The 19,296-nt window shown below is 46.2% G+C and carries 23 protein-coding genes; 20 read left to right on the forward strand and 3 right to left on the reverse strand.

Annotated features, from left to right (window positions below; translation table 11 throughout):
- Positions 1-2: 2 nt before the first annotated feature.
- Both OEY64_03615 and OEY64_03620 read right to left on the reverse strand, forming a co-directional pair.
- Complete coding sequence (locus tag OEY64_03615) at positions 3-704, reverse strand: sel1 repeat family protein (protein ID MDH5542033.1); 702 nt, start codon at positions 702-704, stop codon at positions 3-5.
- Between the two features lie 50 nt (positions 705-754).
- On the reverse strand, positions 755-1,114 hold the full coding sequence (locus tag OEY64_03620) for a transcriptional regulator (GenBank protein ID MDH5542034.1): 360 nt from the start codon (positions 1,112-1,114) through the stop codon (positions 755-757).
- 1,132 nt (positions 1,115-2,246) lie between these two features.
- Here OEY64_03620 and OEY64_03625 point away from each other — a divergent pair.
- The 13 genes from OEY64_03625 (at position 2,247) to OEY64_03685 (ending at position 13,898) form a co-directional block, all read left to right on the forward strand.
- Positions 2,247-2,510: a hypothetical protein gene (locus OEY64_03625; protein MDH5542035.1), complete on the forward strand. Its 264-nt coding sequence runs from the start codon at positions 2,247-2,249 to the stop codon at positions 2,508-2,510.
- A gap of 77 nt (positions 2,511-2,587) precedes the next feature.
- A complete protein-coding gene (locus OEY64_03630; protein MDH5542036.1) occupies positions 2,588-4,369 on the forward strand; it encodes an HNH endonuclease in 1,782 nt (593 codons plus the stop codon).
- A 38-nt stretch (positions 4,370-4,407) separates the two neighbouring features.
- Positions 4,408-4,887, forward strand: a complete 480-nt coding sequence (locus tag OEY64_03635; protein MDH5542037.1) for a hypothetical protein — start codon at positions 4,408-4,410, stop codon at positions 4,885-4,887.
- A gap of 8 nt (positions 4,888-4,895) precedes the next feature.
- Entirely contained in the window at positions 4,896-5,759 is an 864-nt protein-coding gene (locus tag OEY64_03640) for a phage Gp37/Gp68 family protein (GenBank protein ID MDH5542038.1), read from the forward strand.
- Entirely contained in the window at positions 5,756-6,214 is a 459-nt protein-coding gene (locus OEY64_03645) for a hypothetical protein (GenBank protein ID MDH5542039.1), read from the forward strand. The genes OEY64_03640 and OEY64_03645 overlap by 4 nt, the downstream gene beginning before the upstream one ends.
- Before the next feature lie 84 nt (positions 6,215-6,298).
- Positions 6,299-7,078, forward strand: coding sequence for a phosphoadenosine phosphosulfate reductase family protein (locus tag OEY64_03650; GenBank protein ID MDH5542040.1), 780 nt, complete (start codon positions 6,299-6,301; stop codon positions 7,076-7,078).
- Position 7,079: 1 nt separating this feature from the next.
- Positions 7,080-7,895 (forward strand): phosphoadenosine phosphosulfate reductase family protein, encoded by an 816-nt coding sequence (locus tag OEY64_03655; protein MDH5542041.1) that lies wholly within the window; start codon positions 7,080-7,082, stop codon positions 7,893-7,895.
- A 155-nt stretch (positions 7,896-8,050) separates the two neighbouring features.
- Positions 8,051-8,212 carry a hypothetical protein gene (locus tag OEY64_03660; protein ID MDH5542042.1) on the forward strand — a complete coding sequence of 54 codons (162 nt, stop codon included), beginning with the start codon at positions 8,051-8,053 and terminating at the stop codon, positions 8,210-8,212.
- A gap of 63 nt (positions 8,213-8,275) precedes the next feature.
- Entirely contained in the window at positions 8,276-9,070 is a 795-nt protein-coding gene (locus OEY64_03665; protein MDH5542043.1) for a hypothetical protein, read from the forward strand.
- The gene (locus OEY64_03670; protein ID MDH5542044.1) at positions 9,067-12,228 is read left to right on the forward strand and encodes a DEAD/DEAH box helicase; all 3,162 of its coding nucleotides are present in this window, start codon (positions 9,067-9,069) and stop codon (positions 12,226-12,228) included. The genes OEY64_03665 and OEY64_03670 overlap by 4 nt, the downstream gene beginning before the upstream one ends.
- Positions 12,229-12,243: 15 nt before the next feature.
- Positions 12,244-12,483, forward strand: a complete 240-nt coding sequence (locus tag OEY64_03675; GenBank protein ID MDH5542045.1) for a type I restriction endonuclease — start codon at positions 12,244-12,246, stop codon at positions 12,481-12,483.
- 149 nt (positions 12,484-12,632) lie between these two features.
- Complete coding sequence (locus OEY64_03680; protein MDH5542046.1) at positions 12,633-13,673, forward strand: ParM/StbA family protein; 1,041 nt, start codon at positions 12,633-12,635, stop codon at positions 13,671-13,673.
- A gap of 3 nt (positions 13,674-13,676) precedes the next feature.
- Positions 13,677-13,898, forward strand: coding sequence for a hypothetical protein (locus OEY64_03685; GenBank protein MDH5542047.1), 222 nt, complete (start codon positions 13,677-13,679; stop codon positions 13,896-13,898).
- Positions 13,899-13,927: 29 nt separating this feature from the next.
- Here OEY64_03685 and OEY64_03690 read toward each other — a convergent pair whose 3' ends face one another.
- Entirely contained in the window at positions 13,928-15,076 is a 1,149-nt protein-coding gene (locus OEY64_03690; protein MDH5542048.1) for a PIN domain-containing protein, read from the reverse strand.
- 156 nt (positions 15,077-15,232) lie between these two features.
- Here OEY64_03690 and OEY64_03695 point away from each other — a divergent pair, with 156 nt between their 5' ends.
- The 7 genes from OEY64_03695 to OEY64_03725 all read left to right on the forward strand — a co-directional run.
- Positions 15,233-15,970 carry an OmpA family protein gene (locus OEY64_03695; protein MDH5542049.1) on the forward strand — a complete coding sequence of 246 codons (738 nt, stop codon included), beginning with the start codon at positions 15,233-15,235 and terminating at the stop codon, positions 15,968-15,970.
- The gene (locus OEY64_03700; protein ID MDH5542050.1) at positions 15,957-16,700 is read left to right on the forward strand and encodes a DsbC family protein; all 744 of its coding nucleotides are present in this window, start codon (positions 15,957-15,959) and stop codon (positions 16,698-16,700) included. Before OEY64_03695 ends, OEY64_03700 begins: the two co-directional genes overlap by 14 nt.
- Complete coding sequence (locus OEY64_03705) at positions 16,687-17,028, forward strand: hypothetical protein (protein ID MDH5542051.1); 342 nt, start codon at positions 16,687-16,689, stop codon at positions 17,026-17,028. Before OEY64_03700 ends, OEY64_03705 begins: the two co-directional genes overlap by 14 nt.
- A 3-nt stretch (positions 17,029-17,031) precedes the next feature.
- The gene (locus OEY64_03710; GenBank protein MDH5542052.1) at positions 17,032-17,301 is read left to right on the forward strand and encodes a type IV conjugative transfer system protein TraL; all 270 of its coding nucleotides are present in this window, start codon (positions 17,032-17,034) and stop codon (positions 17,299-17,301) included.
- 3 nt (positions 17,302-17,304) lie between these two features.
- Entirely contained in the window at positions 17,305-17,868 is a 564-nt protein-coding gene (locus tag OEY64_03715; GenBank protein MDH5542053.1) for a type IV conjugative transfer system protein TraE, read from the forward strand.
- A complete protein-coding gene (locus OEY64_03720; GenBank protein ID MDH5542054.1) occupies positions 17,861-18,658 on the forward strand; it encodes a type-F conjugative transfer system secretin TraK in 798 nt (265 codons plus the stop codon). The genes OEY64_03715 and OEY64_03720 overlap by 8 nt, the downstream gene beginning before the upstream one ends.
- A partial coding sequence (locus OEY64_03725) for a hypothetical protein (protein MDH5542055.1) occupies positions 18,658-19,296 on the forward strand: 639 nt, incomplete at its 3' end. The genes OEY64_03720 and OEY64_03725, both read left to right, overlap by 1 nt.

Raw genomic sequence — 19,296 nt, forward strand, 5'->3', positions numbered from 1 at the left:
TTTCATTTATGAGTTTCTATCCATTTTTTAGTAAGTTTTTGAGACTCTGAAATCTGTGCCTGACTCATCCGTTTTTCGATAACATTTATGTTATCTTTACCATTCGCATTTCCATTTAATGCGGCAATGGTAAACCACATATGTGCTTGAATATTATCCTGAACAACCCCCTGTCCCATGGCGTATTTCATGCCACTTTCATTCTGTGCTACATCATTTCCTTGCTCAGCAGATTTTAAAAACCACTTCATGGCCTCTTTATTATCTTTAATGACTCCATCACCCCTTACATACATTAAAGCCAATTCGAGTTGAGACTCTGAGTGCCCTCTTTCAGCACCCTTTCGATACCATTTGAGGGCTTCTTTATAGTCCTGTGAGACCCCCCCCTTGCCATTGGAATACATAAAACCAAGAGAATATTGTGCAAATATGCATTCTTCCGCAACTTTGCTATGCAAGCGGAATGCTACTTCGTAGTCTTGAGCAACTCCAACCCCCTCAGCATACATAACACCTAATAAGCACTGAGAGCTTTTGTCTCCTTGACTAGAGGCGATAGTAAAATTTTGTAGAGCATTTTTATAATCACGTTTATAGAAAGCCGCTACACCCTTTACATAAAAAGCATTTTCATCCGCTAGTGCAATAGAAGGGGCAAATAGGGGCAAACAAAAGAGTAAAAATGGCACGAATCTAAACATAACTGTAAAACCTCCAAATGACTGGTAAGAGAAATTATGCCGGTATAATACTACTTCAGTTTACCTTTTGGTAAAGAAGATTTTCTAATTTTCAAAGCGAGATCTACGATGGTTTTTGTGTTGTCGTCGGCATTTCTATAGGTTTCCAGCAGGTTGCGTTCTTCGGTAGTTGCCTGGATAGTTTCCGGGTGTTTGCCAGTCAGAAGGTAGTAGATATCGTTTGGCCATTTACTAGCTATTCCAATTATTAACTTTACACCGACATTTGAACCTTTTTCAGCTTCATGAATAGTAGGTCCAGAAACCCCTATTAATTCAGCTACTTTACTTTGAGATAGATTAAGATTCTCTCGCCATGCACGTAATCGATGACCAAAACCACTAAAAATAACTAATAAATTATTTGACATCGATAGGAATTCTTAGTAAATATATCCCTATGCTGATATGTAGGTCTTGTTTATCAAGAGAAAAAAAGGGAGCTGGGGCGAGTGGATTGCCTGTAGAGACTACGGGCCTACTTGTCAGCAACGAGAACCCATGGCGGAACACGAGCCCCCTCCTGATTTTTCTGCTGAAAGATATCCCGCAAAAATTCGAGCAATTAATAAGTATTCCCTCACTGGATAAGAGCCTTTGCCGAGGCACTTCCGTTAAAAAAGTTATAACAATGGCGGACGTATTACATCCAGTGAGGGATTTTACCACATATTGCACAGATATGGCGAATATCAATCTGCATTCCGAGTCAGTATTAAAGTCACTAACCGTGAGATCGTTGGCGGGCGGGAACGGAAATGTTAACGACAGGTCCGTAACAGCAATCCCGTCCGCCGTTATAAAAGGCCTCATGTATCCGGGGGGCATCCTCAAAACCGTACGGATACTTTTTAAGAAATGCGCGGGGGAAATTCTTAAAACTCGACGTATACCCCCGCGCAAAATTAAGAAAATATTAAATTGGGCAGCGATTGGATCCCTCCCTAAAAAGCTGAAGGCCGTGCCGGGTAACGCTGGCACGGCATCAGCTGAAAGATCTTTAACAGTTGGACTTATTGAAACACTCTCCTCTCATTACGCAAGGAGACGGGGGTTCTGGATGCCCCCGTCTCCACCCCCTTCAAAAGGAAATGGATTGAGTCAGCGGTACCAATACAACTTTTGTATAGGGATGGGCTGTTAAAGGTTAATTACAAAACACTTATGTAATTAGAAATCGGAATAAAGGTTATCGATGTTTGAGAAAGAAAGTCAGTTTAAAGGAAGTAGATGAAGTCATTTCGGAATGCGGGAGAACTATAAAGAAGACCAGGGATTTCATAAATGAGATGGAAAAAGAGATGAGCCGAGCGGTCGGCCAGTTTAATAAACCGCATGTTGTATTCAGGGGATTGCGGATATATTTCCCTGAAGAGATATTAAAAATCAATTCGGTTAATCCAGGTTCAGAGATTGCCAAAAACCAGCTGTTCGAAATATTAAAAAGTCATGCGTTGAAAATTAATCCAGCAAAAGTAATCAGGTTTTTAACAAGGGGGTCCAATGGGAATCAAAGAAAGGGAAAGTGGAAACGTAAAGTGCATTAGGTGCGGTTGCACTGATGAGCAAGCCTGCATAAACGATGTTGGCGAAACGTGCGAATGGGAAATTGTAAACAGTGATGCAGGTCTTGGTATCTGTACCTTCTGCGTAGACGAAGACGATTCCGGCGATCTATCACGCACTGAGGAGATAGAGCCGGGTTGGGAGCAAAGGCCGTCAGGGCTGATCGTTCCGGCGAACCATTTTCCAGAATTATCCATATAGTGCGGAAAACTTACTAACAGACCATGAACCATCACGAGAAAAAGGTTAAGCGCTAGAAAGTATAAAGGGGGTTTGCAATGGTATTACGAATTCGTAGTGTAAAGCCGGAGTACTTCTTCGACGAGAATTTGGCTGACATGCCTGCGCTTTGCCGGATCTTTTATCTTGGCCTAAAAGGCGCAGCGGACCGGAAGGGGAGGCTGGAAGACAGGCCGAGAATGCTTAAGGCAATGATATTGCCATACGATGAAGCGGACGCGGATGAGTTCCTGAAATATTTAAGTGAATACAATAACCGGTTCGGTCAACCTTATATAACGAGGTACAAGGTTAACGATACTGGATATATTCAGATAAATAACTTTCTGTCTGAAGAGATCCCGGGGAAATACGAACCATCAAGCCGTATACCTTCAATGGAAGGGCTTGTGGAGGAAGTTGTTGATTCTCTCAAAATCGATCAGAACCTGAGACGCGAGATATATGGCCGCGATTCATTTGAATGCAAGTATTGCGGCCTGGACATGAAGAGCGAACCGCGCAAGATCTGTATTGATCTTGTAATACCGGCAATGAAAAGCGGATCGCTCACAAAGAAGAACATTGTCACCTCATGCAAGCGTTGTCATGGGCGCAAGGGTGATCGTACACCTGATGAAGCGGGTATGACCTGGCCGGAAGGTTTCGGCGAAAAGGTAGCCGAAAAGCGAGTTGACGGGGTCGTGACCCCCGTCAGCGGAACGTCTGACCCCCGTCCGACCCCCGTCAGTAATGGTCAAAATGACGATGCGGACAACGGCTTATCGAATATTGTCCAATTAAAGCTAAGTAGCGGAAATAATGATACTTATAATACTGTTAACGGTGTTCAACCCCCCGTTAACCCTACGTTAACCCCCCGTCAAAGGGGGGTCATGGGGGGTGAGGATACCGTCGTGACCCGTCGTGACGGGGTCGCAAGGGGTCATGACCCCGTTAAAACGTCTGAAAATCAAGGTCAACCAACGGATGGCTTAGTTAAATTAATTGATAACGGCACGCAACCCCCTTTAAAGACGGTAACTACTGGAAATAATAGGGGAAACGGGCATAAAGACGAAGGTATTCATACTGACTTCCCACCCCCGTTAACGGGGGGTAAACCCCCTGTTAACCCCCCTTTAACAACAGGTCAACGTAGATGTCGCCAACCGTCGGTAGGAAAGGAAAGGAAAGGAAAGGAGAGGAAAGGACTCTCTCTAAAAGGGGAAAATCATGCGTTAACCGGGATACTTGGGAGTTTTGTTGAAGAGCAGGACGTAAACGTAAGAGAGAGAAAAATTGCAGTAGGTGGAAGAAGTTATAAAAAGCAGGTTCGTAGCAAGTTTGATTATCAGGAACTGGAATGGTTATCCAAAACAAACCGTGATGCAGAGCTGGCGTTAACGTTGGCAAAGCATGTAAAGGAATTCACAAAAGAAGATTTATCCGGGAAAGATTTTTCGATGTGGATCGAGGATATGCGTCAGATGCGGGAATCGGAAAACAGAACCCATGAACGTATGCTCGAAGTGATCAATTTTGCGATAAAAGACAGCTTCTGGCGAAAGGTGACGCTTTCGCCGTCGAGATTGCAGAAGAATTTCACGGAAATAGCAAGTCGACTGGAAGCTGAAAAACAGGATCCAAAAAAAATTGAGGAAACCAAAAATAACAAAGCAGTAGAGAAAATGAACGAATTAAGAGAAAAGTGCTTAAAAATACATTCAGAAATGGAACCTGGAAAGGATAGGGACTCGTTCAAATTCGATTTTGAAATGAGTTATGAAAACTGTCAGGGATTAAAAAGAATTCTTGAAGAACATGATAAGGGGACATAGTCATGAATCTAGCGTTGAAAAAAAATTGCAGTAAAGCGATGTGGGATGCAGCAATCAGCTGGGTTGATGAGCGCCGTTCAATGATTGCGTCCGTATCAAAGAGGTACCAAGTTTATACAGCGTATGACATCGAGGATTACTTAAGTCAGGCGTATTTAATCGCATACGAAACGCTTATGGAAATCGGCGGGCCGGGAAAGAAGTTTGAGCAGTTCTTCTGGGTCCGCTTCAAGGGACATGCTTTCAAGGTATCGATGAATCCGATCCCGCCAGAAGAGATAAAGCCTTCGCAGGATATTGACAAAGACGTTATTAAAAAAATGTTGGACATCATGACGCAAAAGGAGCGTGAAGTCTGGGAGTGTTATCTGGGCGGATCCACGACTAAAGGGCAGGTGGCAGGAGAGCTTGGCAAGAAATCCCAACACAGGGTGAAGATGCTCAAGCGCCGAGGTTTTCAGCGTGTAGCCAGATCCGCAGAAAGGCGTGAGTTGCTAGAAAGTATTCGTTGTTCATAGGGGATTATATGGCAAGCAAATCAAAAATTGCATGGACCGATAGCACGTTGAATATTGTATCGGGTTGCACGAAAGTATCGCTCGGATGCGATAACTGTTATGCAAAGGCGATTGCGAATCGCTTTCATGGTAGTGGAGGTTATCCGAAAGACGATCCATTCAAGGTCACCTTACATCCCGGCAGATTGGAGCAACCGCTACATTGGAAAAAGTCGAGAAAGATCTTTCTCTGTTCAATGGGGGATATATTTCATGAAGATGTTCCTGATGAATTTCTTGATAAAGCATTCGCCATGATGGGCCTTGCATCCTGGCATACGTTTCAGGTGCTCACAAAACGTCCTGAAAGGATGAGGCGGTATTTGGATGTAGTCACAGATAATCGTGAACATTCCATAGGCGCAGAGATAATGAAAATCTCAGGCGGTTTACATCATGGAATTATAGAGCTTCCATTCCCAAACGTATGGCTTGGCGCGACTGTCGAAAATCAGGAGATGTTCAATAAGCGATGGCAACACTTAAAACATATTTCGGCAAAGATATTGTTCATCAGTTATGAACCTGCATTGGGACCGTTGATACTGCCTGCCGATTTTCTGGAACGCGGTCAAAAAGTATGGGTGATCATCGGCGGGGAATCTGGCCCTAATGCAAGATATATGCGATGGGAATGGGCTTATTCAGTACAAAAGCAGTGCAAGGATGCAAACGTCCCTGTGTTCATGAAACAGATGTCGAGGAAAGAGCCTATACCGGATCAACTGCTGATAAGGGAATTCCCTGGACAGGTATTACAGATGAAAAATAATGATGGGGTATTAAAAGAAGAGGGAAGGTTAATTAAAAATAACTTTGGCGCGGGGAAATGACATTTAAGGAAGTAAGCGAGATATATGGACTTCCTCAAAAGCTTTTGATCCGGCTAAAGGAGATGGGTTTGATAGGTGAACCACTTGACGCGGAGAGTGAGCGAAAGATTGAATTCCTTTCAGCGTTCTGGGGGAAGGAGTGGTTCATCAAGCTTGAACTGTCAGGATACTCAGTTAAAAAGCGCCAGATGATGGCCAGGAAGGCCGAGCTGAACAAATGGGAAAGTTATGTATACCAACGCTACTTGAACGCATTAACAGACGGAAAATCGAAGCGGATAATGATTAATGAGATTGTAGAGGAGTTGAACAGGAATTATAAAATTCCGGTGGAGCATATCTCGATACTGCGTATACGCCAGTTAAGAAAAAGAGCGTGGAATCACCACATGAAAATGGCTAAAGAGACAGGTAAAAGGACGGGAGAATGGCTAAAAACCGGTGGAGTAAAATAAAAATAAGATATTTTATGGGCCATGAATGGCTAAGGTTGCCGGAAAAGGGAAAGTTCAGCTCTGCATGCTGTTGGCGGGGTTCTTATGCGTAAGCAACTTTCGCTTTTGGGCGAAGATAAACCTGCGGAAGCGATAGAATTTCTGCGTATGCAGGAGCCTGCCGAAGGCTACGCTGTAAAGTTCAGTGGCGGCAAGGACAGCATAGTCCTTTATTCATTGGTGCTTCTGTCAGGGGTAAAGCATAGGGCTTTTTACAATGTCACGACGATAGATCCCCCGGAGCTCGCCCGTTTTATAAAGTTGAATTATCCAGAGGTGATCTGGTTATATCCGAAAAAGAATTTTTTTCAGCTATCGATGCAGAAAGGTATCCCTACCGTTGCCAAGCGGTGGTGTTGTGAAAAGCTGAAACACAAAGGGAATAAAAGGGCATACGGAACAAAACATATTGTCACCGGCATACGGTCCGATGAAAGCCGTATGAGGGCTGGGCGTGCAAGGATTACACAGATGGAAGGCCAGTTTCTCTACGCGCCGATATTCAATTTTACCGAAGAAGATGTCTGGAGTTATATCCGGTCGAAAGGTCTGGCGTATCCGAAGCTTTATGACGAAGGGTTTGCACGGTTGGGTTGCGTGATATGTCCGTTCATATGCAGGCCGGGGATTCTGGATAAACACAGGAAACGCTGGCCAGCAACGTACAGGCGGTTCGAGAAGGTCTTTGCCGAGTACTACAAATTGAAAAAAAGTTATTACGACATGCGCGGGATTAAGAATGCGGAAGAGCTTTTAAGGTTGTGGTACGGGGGGAAGCCGCTGCCTGCGATGAACAGGAACCAGATAGGTTTATGGAGAAGGTAGCGTGAGCAAGTTACAGTCACTTAACTTTGATAACAAAATACTCCTTTCGGTAAACAGGATTAAGAGGTGGTATCAGCATTGGCAGGGAGAGGTTTTTATATCCTTCTCTGGCGGCAAATACTCTACGGTCCTTTTGCATATGGTGAGATCGATTTATCCAGGTATTCCTGCTGTATTTGTAGATACAGGGATCGAGTATCCCGAAGTGGTCGAGTATGTGAAGACGGTTCCAGATGTTGTTTGGCTGAAGCCGGAGAAGAGTTTTAAGGAGATTGTGGAGGAGTATGGTTATCCGGTTGTGAGCGGCAGGGTATCGAGGAACGTAAAGAGGATCCGTGAGGGGAAGCCGGGGAATTTGCCGGTTGCCTGGAATTATCTTTTGAATGCGCCGTTTAAAATTTCGGATCAGTGTTGTTACTTCCTGAAGTCGGGGGTGTTGAGAAAATATCAGCGGGAAACAGGGTGGGGTGAACTGGCTGGCCGCAGAATAGGGGAGAGAGGAGATCGATTGCGAAGAGATTGCGCTGGGTGGATGTCAAAGCAGACTGTTCTAAATCCTTTGGCATTCTGGGGATCGGAAGATATCTGGAACTATCTAAAAACCAAGGAAATTCGGTATCCTCGCACATACGAAGAGGGGGAAACCCGCTCTGTTTGCATGTTCTGTCTGTACGGACGTGCTGGCAGCCGCTTTGAGCGTTTAAGGGTCACACATCCTGAAATCTGGTCCCGAGCCATGACCAATCTGAATCTTGCCACTGTCCTCAATTACACGCATGGCCAGCAAATGGTACTTATTAAGGGGATGGAGGATTAATTTATGGTATATATCATACCTAAATGGGCAAGGCGGTTTCAAGATTTCAGCGCAACACTTATGGTAGGTTTTATCATGGAGGTGTTGCATGGTCAGGTACAATCGATTGTCAATAAAGCAAGGAGACGGCGTAATGAGTGCGAACGGAGGCGACAATGGCTAGAGCCGATTTACTGACCGACCTCGTTCGCTTCGGAATGGCTGGTCATAAGATCGCCTTCTTGGAAGTCTTGGACCGCCGTCGTTACGAACAGAATCTGACAAAAGGCTCGACGGAGCGATTCAAAGCCACGGGGCGAAGGAAGCTGAATGGATAACATTTACTTCAACCGTGCCGACCATGGTTTTACCGGCATTGCCGATCAGACAGAGGTTGCGGCATGACAGAGCCTGCCCTTGCTACCGTCAGCTACGAAAGCCAGAACGGACAAGTGTCCTGGCGCGGCGTAAGCATGGTGGACGGCAACGGCTTCAACACATTTATGACCAACGATGTCGCATCACGGCTTCACGACACAGAAGGCCACGCCGAATTTGAAGCGCATCTGCGGGGATTGGCCAATACCGGATTCGCTCGCGACAGCCTCAACGCCATTCTAGCGGCCGAAGTCCCTGAAGAACGAGACTGGGCAGTCGGCGAAGCCATGGCGGAAGCCTACCTGAGTCACGAACATGAAATCACTTGGCCCTGGAACATGGAGCGCGATAAGCGAAATCCCAAAGCAAGCCTTCAAGGAGCCGATCTAGTCGGATTTGAGATCGACGGCGACAATGCGCGCCTTGCGCTTGGGGAAGTCAAGACATCTACCGATGCAAACACACCACCCGGAGTAATGAACGGCAGGAGTGGCATGACCCACCAGATTGACAATCTGGCGAATAACCTATCCCTGATTTGTCAACTGCTCAAATGGCTCTTGCCCCGTTGCAAAGGCACGACACACGAGACATCCTTCAATACGGCAGTAGGGCTTTTCTTGAATTCTGGAAACAAGGCGATTTCACTCTTTGGGGTTCTAATCCGGGACACGCAGCCGAATGATCTGGATTTGAAGGCACGGGGTGAAACCCTGACATCAGTACTGCAAGCTCCGACGACGTGCCGTTTGATAGCAATATACCTGCCATGCCCCATTTCTGACCTTCCTTCTCGCGTAGCGGGAGGTGAGTCATGAGCCATTGGCTGTTTGACAACTTGGCCAGCACACGCCAGGAAGCCCTAAAACAGGCCGGACGTGCGCAACTGTTTCAAGAGCTGCTCAACGTGCCGTCCGTGGTGGATCACGAACTGATCCGGCGTACCGCCGAGGCGTTGGAGATGGTTGTTCTCGATCTTGTCATGGAAGATATTTCCGACAACGAAGAGAAACAGAAAGAGTTGAAGCTCGCCGCCGCCGACGCATTCCGATTGCTTCGCGCCCTGCCGCCGCCGAAAGAATCGCTCGACGCAGGAATGTTTCTATTGCGCGCCGGAACTCTCGCCGTGTTGGGTGACAAAGGTTCTGACGCCGCACGGTGGATGAGAGAGACGCCTTGGCCCGATCTTCCGATAGATTCGGAAGACTGGAGCAAACGCACCTGGGCGACGGTCATAGACATCTGGCTACGCCTCATTCGCAAACATGGGTGGTCGGACCGCGACGCGGTATTGGAGCGAATTGCCCGCTTGCGTAGGGCTCAATCTGATTTTGAACAAACCCATCTCCAAGGACGGGAACCTGCTCATGCAAAGGCGACCGCCTTGGAATTGATCGGGCTTTACCACTTGGCTAAGGCGGCTGAGATTTTCGCTCACTACATAACCGATGGTGTAGTGGATAAGAAATACCAAATCCACCAATTGCTTGAGACGCATTTTGACCGTGTTATGGCCGTCTGCAAGCATGCGCAGATGATCGACCTGGAACCACTGAGTCGGCTTCTTGCAGCAAGTGCTTCGCAAATGGCGGAAAACTCGATCTGGAACGTTACGCGAGCGGTCAACTCTCGTGTCACGCAGTTCGTGCGCAACCTTGTTGATCGAGGCCGGGGCGACCGAGCCATTTTCGACGTACTCCCACCGCAGCGTCGGACCTTGGCGGAAAAGGGCCTCCTTGGCTCAAGTCGCCGAGCCGTCGTTGTCAGCTTGCCCACCTCCAGCGGAAAGACGCTAATAGCCGAATTTCGATTGCTACAGGCCCTGAACCAATTCGACCATGAGCGCGGCTGGGTAGCTTATTTGGCTCCGACACGAACATTGGTGAATCAAATCGCGCGGCAACTTCGCCGAGACTTGGAACCACTCAACATTATCGTTGAGCAGGTCAGCCCCGCACTTGAAATAGACAACATTGAAGCGGAGCTACTGCATCAACGCGATCAGGCTAATGCCTTTCGGGTCCTGGTTACAACCCCCGAAAAGTTGGACCTCATGCTTCGCCAAGGCTGGGAGGCCGAAATAGGTCGCCCGTTGACCCTGGTGATTGTCGATGAGGCGCACAATATTCAAAGTGTGCGGCGAGGACTGAAACTGGAACTTTTGCTCGCTACGATCAACAGCGAGTGCCAGCGCGCGCAATTTCTACTGCTTACCCCGTTTATCGACAATGCGCGTGAAGTCGCACGCTGGCTGGGAGGGCAGAATTCCGAGGACATCAGCCTGGCCCTTGATTGGCAACCCAATGACCGGGTAATTGGAATTATCCAGGCTGAACAGGGTGACGCAATCAACGGCCACAGTTACGACTACCAGCTTCGCATGGAGACTGTTCACACTACGCGGCAGACTCTGGTTGTGGATGAGTTACTTGTGCTTCCTAAAAACGCAAGCATTGCGTCCACTTACAGAATGGTCTCCAATCAAGGTTCGTTGGCGGCCGTTGCTGCACAAAAGCTACAGGAGCGCGGACCTGTAATTGTTATGCATCAAAGACCAGATTGGGTGTGGGCTCTTGCCAAGAAGCTCAAGATCGAAACGAACCGAAAGGCACCGACGCAAAAGATTGAGTTGGTCCAGGAATTCCTCAGATTGGAATTTGGCTCCGATTTCCCCCTAGTTGATTTGATTGCTTATGGCGTTGGTGTTCATCATGCTGGACTCTCCGATGAAGTACGGGCGCTCATGGAATGGTTGTTTGAGGAAGAGGAGCTCCGCTTTCTTGTCGCAACAACAACAATAGCGCAAGGTGTTAATTTCCCGGTCTCAGGCGTTGTGATGGCTTCGCATCAGTATCCCTATGGCGAAGATATGCCGCCCGAAGACTTCTGGAATATCGCGGGACGAGCCGGTCGTATTTCGCAAGGAAGCCTTGGGGTTGTCGCATTAGTGGCGGGCGATCCGTCAAAGGCAGATGCACTCCGGGGATTCGTCCAAAAGCAATCGGGCGAACTAAACTCAGCACTCATCTCATTGGCACGGGAAGCAGGTGAAAAATTAGGTGATCTCGGGGCGATTGTTTACAGCGATCCAGAATGGTCAACCTTTGTTCAGTATTTGGCGCACACTTATCGGCAAATGGGGCAGCCGGAAGGGTTCTCGGATGAGATTGAACAGGTGCTTCGGAATACGTTCGGCTTTGAAAAATTACGCTCCGAGTCTCCCGCGCTGGCCAATCGCCTTTTGGAAGGCATTCATGCCTACACGCTATATCTTCAAGAACCGGGCCAGCCGATCAAGCTGGTAGACAGTACGGGATTTTCGCTTCAGAGTATCCGAACTGTTCTGGGTGCAGCGGGCCAGGCAGGTATCGAATCGGGTACGTGGAATGCGGATTCTCTTTTTAGCCAAGGGAACAGCGACCTACAAGCCATGATGGGTGTGTTACTACGAGTCCCTGAACTGCGAGAGAATCTGGAGGCGGTAACAGGCGGCCATGCACCTGACAGTGACAAACTGGCGTTAATCGTCAAAGAATGGGTAAATGGTGCGTCGGTGCCTGATATTGCGAGCCGTTACTTTATGGGGGACGACGGCGACGTGATGCAGGCGATGACAAAGTGTGGTAAGAATTTGTTTGGTCGGTTAACGCAAACCGCAGCATGGGGGCTTGGAGCCTTACTTTCGATCACAGGCGGCAGACTTTCCGAAAAGGAGATGAGCACGCTTAGAAACCTTCCATCATGGGTTTATTACGGCGTCAATTCCGACAAAGCCATCGCCCTTCGCTTGCTCGGTATACCCAGAACGGCGGCGGTGCGACTTGCGGGAAGCATGGGGGACTTTCTTGGCGGACCGATCACTAATGTAAGAAGCCGTCTACGTGAGATGGACGAAGCAGCGTGGCGAAAGGCGCTCGGTGAGAGCGAGGGAGGAATCTATCGAGAAGTATGGCGCGTGCTGGAAGGGTTAGAGTAGGTCGGGGACGAAAGCATGGGATCACTGAACGAAAATACACTCGAACTGGCCACCGTGGATTACTTCCGCACGCTCGGCTATCAGTACGCCCACGGTCCGGAGATTGCCCCCGATGGCGCGTCCCCTGAGCGGGAGAACTACGCCCAAGTCGTGCTCCTCGGGCGGCTGCGGAACACGCTTGGACGGATAAATCCGGGCGTGCCGACGAAGAAGCCGTTCGCAAGGTTATCCGCCCCGATATCCCGTCGCTCATAGTCAAAATCGCACCTTATATATCTTGCTTTTCTTCAAATTAATTAACCAAAAGGGTACCCCCGTAGCGTATTGAGGGGTGAAAGGTTAATTAATATTGCCCGAAAGGCCGTTTCAGGACGGTATTCAGGCAACAATCTATGGAGGAAAAGATGAATCGAGTATTTGGGCTGGATATTGGTTTCGGAGACGTGAAGGCCGTTTTCGAAAACGGCGAAAAGATAAGTATGCCTACGGCTGTGGTCCATGCGAAAGCGGGGACGGTCGAACTTGGAGAGTACGCCGGTAGCAACGAAGAGTGCCTCTACCAGGGGAAGAGTTTCCTTGTAGGCAAAGGTGCTCTGGAAAAATCTCTCTCTACGCGTAGTTTCGATTTCCTGAAAAAATACGCCCCTCTCCTTGCCTACAAAGTCATGAAGGATGCAATGTCTGGCAAGCAATCGGCAGATACTCAAAACGCTTCGCGCAAGGAGCGGTCCAAAAAAGCCAAAGGTTCCGTGAAGGAAACCGATAACGGTATCCCAGATAGCCTTGCTATCGGGCTTCCACTCGCATATTACACCCAGCAGAACCGGGACTTCTTCGTATCCGCTCTCAGGAGATTTGAGGTCAACGGAGAATCTTTCCGGTTCGACGATATAGAAGTTTTCCCGCAAGGGGTAGGGATACTTCTCGATTATCGCCTTAACGACGAAGGGCATGAGAAACCCGGCACGGACGTGGATGGGTTGGTAGTCGATATAGGGTTCAACACGGTAGATGTTGTGGCGTTCAGCGGCGGATCTGCGATCAAGGGGGAGTCAGCCATGTTTGAACGTGCGGGCGTATCGAGGATTGCACAGGATCTCATGCAGAAGATCCAGTCGGATACGGGACTGAACCTGTCGGAGCAGGAGGCGAAGCAGGTACTTTTGGAAGGGAAGATAAAAGTCTACGGCGCCGAGAAAGATTTTTCCGTTTCGATCGAGGAGATCGTTGAGGACTACCTGGAAGGGATACTGAATACGCTGACATCAAGATGGGAAGACAGGTTGCAGAGGTCGAGCGTACTGCTCATCGGGGGAGGCGGGGCGCATTATATGAAAGCGTTTCTGCCGGAGAGGTACAGGAACATCGTGCATATCCCGGACGATCCTGAATTTTCTAATGCGCGGGGTTTCCGTAAAGCGTTTATGGCAAAGAAGTTTAAGTGATAAATGGTGAAGAAGAAAAAGCTCATCGTGACGCTACAGGAAGAGGGTCTGCTTGAAAAAGTGAACTCTCTTCCGAAGTCTGCCAGGGGTAGAGTAGTGGAAGCTTCGCTCAGGGCCTATTTCGATTCCCCTGCCGGTAAAAGCGTCCTGGATGTATTCGCCAAATCTGTGCCGAGGACGACACCTTCCAAGCCAGCCAAAGGCGTCCTCGGCGATTTTGGTTAGTTGTACAATTTAAAGTGAATTCTTATTGATTATCCAATTATGTCTAGATCTAAAATACCTTCAAACTTCAATTCAGCTCTTTCTATAATATCTCGAATATTTGCTTCATTCGGTTTACGTTTTTTTACCTCTTCAATGTCAACTTTTAAAGAAATATCTGAAGCCACATTTATATCAAAGTACTCTTGTACCTCAATTATGTGTTCCATTTGATCATCACTTACAGATATCTTTTCAACTTTCTCATCACTCAATGTATAAAATTGGGATTTCAACAGGGTATAGTCGACCAAAGTTTCTGGCATGTCAAAAGTTATCGGAATACTTAAAAGACCATTACCGAAATAATTGGCATTGGTGGTATCAATTTCAATATTTATAGGATCCGGTATCATAGAAATAAGCGCATCGTTATTGTCATTCGGAATAAGAGGGCTATGAATTTCCATCCAAGCTAACTCAGACAGAGAAAGGTTGGTGACTTTATCATTTAAAATAGAATCATTCTGCTTAAGAAAATTCAAAATATTTTGATAGTAAGGAAGCTCATCAATTTTCTTCAGTATATCCTGGCAATTCTTATTACCAAGGAAAGCCTTTAAGGTATCGAATACCATTATTGTCCCCTCACCGTTATTATCAACCATTTCTCTAAAAGGCTTATCTCTGCTGATAAAAACTAGATCGCCATATACTTTTCCTTTTAATTCTTCTAAAAAGTACCAAATAAAAGCATCGGGGAAATCAGCACGATTTTTGATTGATTTAAAAGGAGGGGAGCCATTGAAATATGCCGCGATAACATCATCCGCATAGGCGGTACTTGTTTTAGATACCGTAATGTTCAATTCTGCAATCAAGTCATCAAAATCTTTTACATATTTCTGATCGTTATAATTAGATATTTTATTAGAATTATTTACCCACAAGTCGAATTCTCTTTTAATGCTTGGGGATAACCGTAAAATATTTTCAGACTTTTTTACTAGTTTTTGAAAATCTTTTATGGTCGACCGGCAGGAATTTTGAATGGAGGTTGTGACTTCACGATACACCACATATGGTAGGTGTATCTTTATTTCTTGGTTTTGGGTTAGAGTTTTTAAGGCATTAAAAATAGACGGACTGAAAAGAGTACCAGATATAATTTCAGAAGAATCGATAACAAGATAAATCATTTTATTGATTCTATACGAAATGACATACCTCGTCGAATTTTTATTAACTCATGTAAAAAGCAAATACATTCTCACCTTATGAAATCCCATAAAAAGGGTACCCCCTTTGCGCATTAAGGTTATGGAAGGTAATCGAATGCTGGAAAGGGGGAGAATTTGAAGAAAAACCTGATTTTACTGATATTTGCCGGTTTATCAATTGGTATCGCGCTCAATACCGCAGAGGCGTGCGGGGAGTGCGGGGGATGCAATGAAGATGAATCGGGCGGGTTCGCCTGTGGCGAAAGCAATTCATCCTGTGACGGATCAGGTATCGAAGTAGTTGGATTGCCCGAAGTTCCAGATCGAAAATGGGCAACTCTTCAAAAGGTGCGATATCGATACCAGGGAAATCTACTTGCCGTACAAGATGGACAGTACCCAACGGATGTTATCTGTGAAAGATGTCCTTCACCGGTATCGCCGGAACTGGAACCCGTTATCACGGTACCTTTCAAAAACAGGATGTGCGAAGCTCCAGTCAGTTCATTTGAGCGAAAGCTTGTTGCAAAGATTTTCTTCCCTTCCGGTGAAATAGATCCCATCAATGAACAAAAAGACCTTCTATTGAAGGCTTTCCAGGTTCTGGATGGATATCCAATCAGAAATATTTCCGTTACGGGCCATGCATGTGAATATTCAGAAAATCTTCTTAACAGTCAATTATCAATTGAACGTGCCAGATCAATATCAAACATGTTATGGAGCGAGGGTTTCCGTGTAGATCGTTTTTCAGGGAACGGATCGAACTTCCCTTTGACAGGGAAAGTTGAGGATGTCGAGTTAAACAGGCGGGTAGAGGTATACGCCGAGATTTCTGATTTTAATTGCATAGGAGAAGATGATGGGAAATAGGTTTAAGTCAGTTCTGGGAATTTTGTGTGTCGTTTCCATGCTGGCAACCACTGGGAGCCAGGCATTCAGCCTTAAAGGGGATGCAAAAGATGCAAAGGTAAAAGAAAAGCTACAAAAAGAATTCGGTATTTCTTTCAGCAGCATCAAGGCGATGGAGATACCGGGACTTTTCGAAGTTGTGGCGGGACCTGAAATCTTTTATTACTTCGAAAAGACCGATTGGATATTTCAAGGGGCCATATACGACAAAGAAAACAACATAACAGAGAAACGCAAAGCAGAACTGGCAGCCGAGAAATTGAAAACCCTTCCGCTGGATAAGGCGATGAAAATCGGCAACGGTAAAAATATAGTTGTTGAGTTTTCAGATCCTGACTGCCCCTACTGCAGGAAGGCGGCTGAATTTCTAGATGCAAGGAACGATGTTACTAGGTACGTTTTCTGGTCGCCTTTGCCGATCCATCCTGACGCACCTAAAAAAGCTGCATACATTCTATGTGAAAAGGATCAGGCGGCGGCATACACCCATGTGATCAAGGGGAATCTGGATTCAATTGGCTACGGCATTGATAAAAGTTGCGAGGCCGATGCTGCCAAAATAGTTGATAGTCATTTGCAGGTAGCCGCTTCAATGGGGGTTCGGGGAACTCCTGATTTCTATATCAATGGGGAACATGTGGTTGGAGCGAATATTAACAGGATTAAGGAGTTGTTAGATGAAAAGGAATGATTTTAAAGGGAGTATTGCCATGAACAGAACTGAAACATTCGGACTTTTCCTTTTAGCGTTTGTAGCTGTAATGCTTATTCCGGCTGTTCAGGATGTGTATGCGATAACCGCGCCAGCTACGGGCACACCTGCCTATGACGTTTACGATCTGGCTGTAAACAAGTTTCTCAAAGGTGCGATTGGATTTTCAGTTGCATCAGGAATGATCGGTTACGCAGGATTCAAGGCGCTACAAAATGATGTGTTTGGAGCTATCGGCTCAGGTATTGGCGGCGGAATACTGCTCGGCGCTCCTTCAATAGTAGGATCTCTTGGGGCGCTGATTTAAATAATGGAGCGAAAACGATTCCCGCAATATCTGAATTCGCCATTACAGGTCCTGTGGCTGGAATCTGACGAATTTGCGATTTTTTTAATATGTCTGGTACTGACGATTACATGCGGTTGGAAATTCTTCATCCTTATGTTTGTTGTTCCATGGGTGTATTCAAAAGCAAAGAGAAAATACCCTAGAGGTTTCCTGAAGCACTGTCTCTGGTTTGCAGGTCTTGTGAAAATCAAAGGTTACCCGGAATATTTTGAAAAGATATTCAGTGAATAATTGATGAGCTGGTTAAACGTATTTCTGCAGAAAGAATCGAATCTCTTTGCTGAAAACAGGTTGTTAAAGTTCAGCGTCGCAGTAATGACTACAGCTTTGGTTTTAGCGATATATTTTGCGACAGATGCGGCCAGGCATCAGATAGTAGTCCTCGTTCCGCCAAGCGGGCCTTCCATGGAAGTATCTGGAGATACGGCATCGGAGATTTACCTGAAGCAGATTGTAAGGTACGCGAGTTCGCTTGCCCTGACATATAGCCCTATTACGGCAGAGTCTCAATTCGAGGAGTTGCTTGCTATGTATCATCCGAGTTATTTCGAGGAAGGGAAGACCAACTTCCTGAACATGCTGGAAGTGATTAAGGGATCTGATGTAAATACCGTTTTCTACATTACGAAAATGGAGGTGGAAAAAACAAGGGTAATCCTGTCTGGTCGTAAACTTCAAACAGCCAAAGGGATATCGATATTAGACGCGGAGAAAACTTATTACCTCTCATATGTAATTGAATCGGGCCGGTTTTGGATTACCGGTTTTGAAGAAAAGGTGGAGTCGGTTAATGGCTAGAAACAAAATATCCGCTTCAATTCTGTTTGTGACTGCATTGGTAATCTGCCAAAGCGTATATTCGATTGCCGCAGAAGATGGTATAGAGGCTCCTGATAATGGCATTACTCTTGTCAGGCCAGGTATTTTCACCCATGTTTCCATGTCTTCAACCGATAACAACAGAGTTGTCTGCAACGAAAATGTTGTTGATGTTGTCTTCTCATCTGAAAAAGGGAACGGGATCGATGTGAAGATAGTAAAGCAGAACGCCTTTATCAAGTTCAGAGTGTTGTCCTCAAATGGGAAAAGGAAATACTCAAAAGAGCCTTCCGAGTTCTTTGTCTCATGCTCCAATGAAATATATACCCTCATAGGGCATCCTAAAAAGATTCCTTCACAGACGATCTATTTAAGTGAAGGGCAGGGGAAAGGGATGAAGGAGAACATAAAAGCGTTCAGCGGAATTCCTCTTGAGAAAAGCGTCGTAGAGATAATCAAGAAAACTATGATGGAAAACATACCTGAGAGCTGGGAGATTGTTAAAAAGGGTGAAAAGGTCCGGGTATTCCGGGATCTGGACACGGTTCTTACCAGAGTGATTCGAATCGAAGGAACCGGTCTGCAACTGAAGGAATACGGCTTCGCTATAAGAAGGAATGCTCAAGACGATCTTGTGGTCAATCTTAAGGAATCGGATTTTCTAAACAGAAATATCACAGTAAAACCATTAGGGATCGCTCTTGACCAGCATGCATTGAAAAAAGGCGAACATGGCCGCGCATTCATCGTAGAGAGAGTTCAGCGTTAATGGACGGCGAAAATAAGAGTGGGAATTTCCTGGTTGAGAGTTTCTCGAAACTAAAACCTGAAGCCAAGAAGAAGGTTGTCTTCGCAATGCTTACAGGAATATTTCTAATTCTTGTCGGCCTGCTCTGGCAGGGGAGGTCTTCCGAGAATGTTGAAGCTAGCAAAAGTATTCCTGAAAAAACCAGAACCTTATCATTGGATCCTTTACTCCTCAATAAATCGATTTACGCAGAAGGGATAAAGGCCGATGAAAAGCAGAACAGAGCCGTTGAAGATTTAAGAAAAGAGATGGCGGCCCGTGAGGAACGGCTTTACGCCCTGCTCGAAAAAAATAACAGTAAAACTTCTGGATCTGTTCAAGGCACAGGCGAAAAGAGTCTGGAAGGAACGGGCTTAAAGGGATTTCCGCCTCCAGTTGAGTCTCCCGTAAATCGAGGCACTAACCGAAAATACCAATCCCCGCAAGGCGGCAGAAACTCATTCAGCGAGCCTCCAACTGTCATAAGCGGGATAGGATATGTCTCATCACCCGACAGTCTCGCCGGAATTGCTAAGGAAGGAAATGATTCGGGTAAAAAAAAAGAAGAGACGATCTATCTTCCGCCAAGTTTCATGCAGGCAACACTTCTCTCTGGGATG

The organism is Nitrospinota bacterium (assembly GCA_029881495.1).
Classification (GTDB): Bacteria; Nitrospinota_A; UBA7883; order JACRGQ01; family JACRGQ01; genus JAOUMJ01.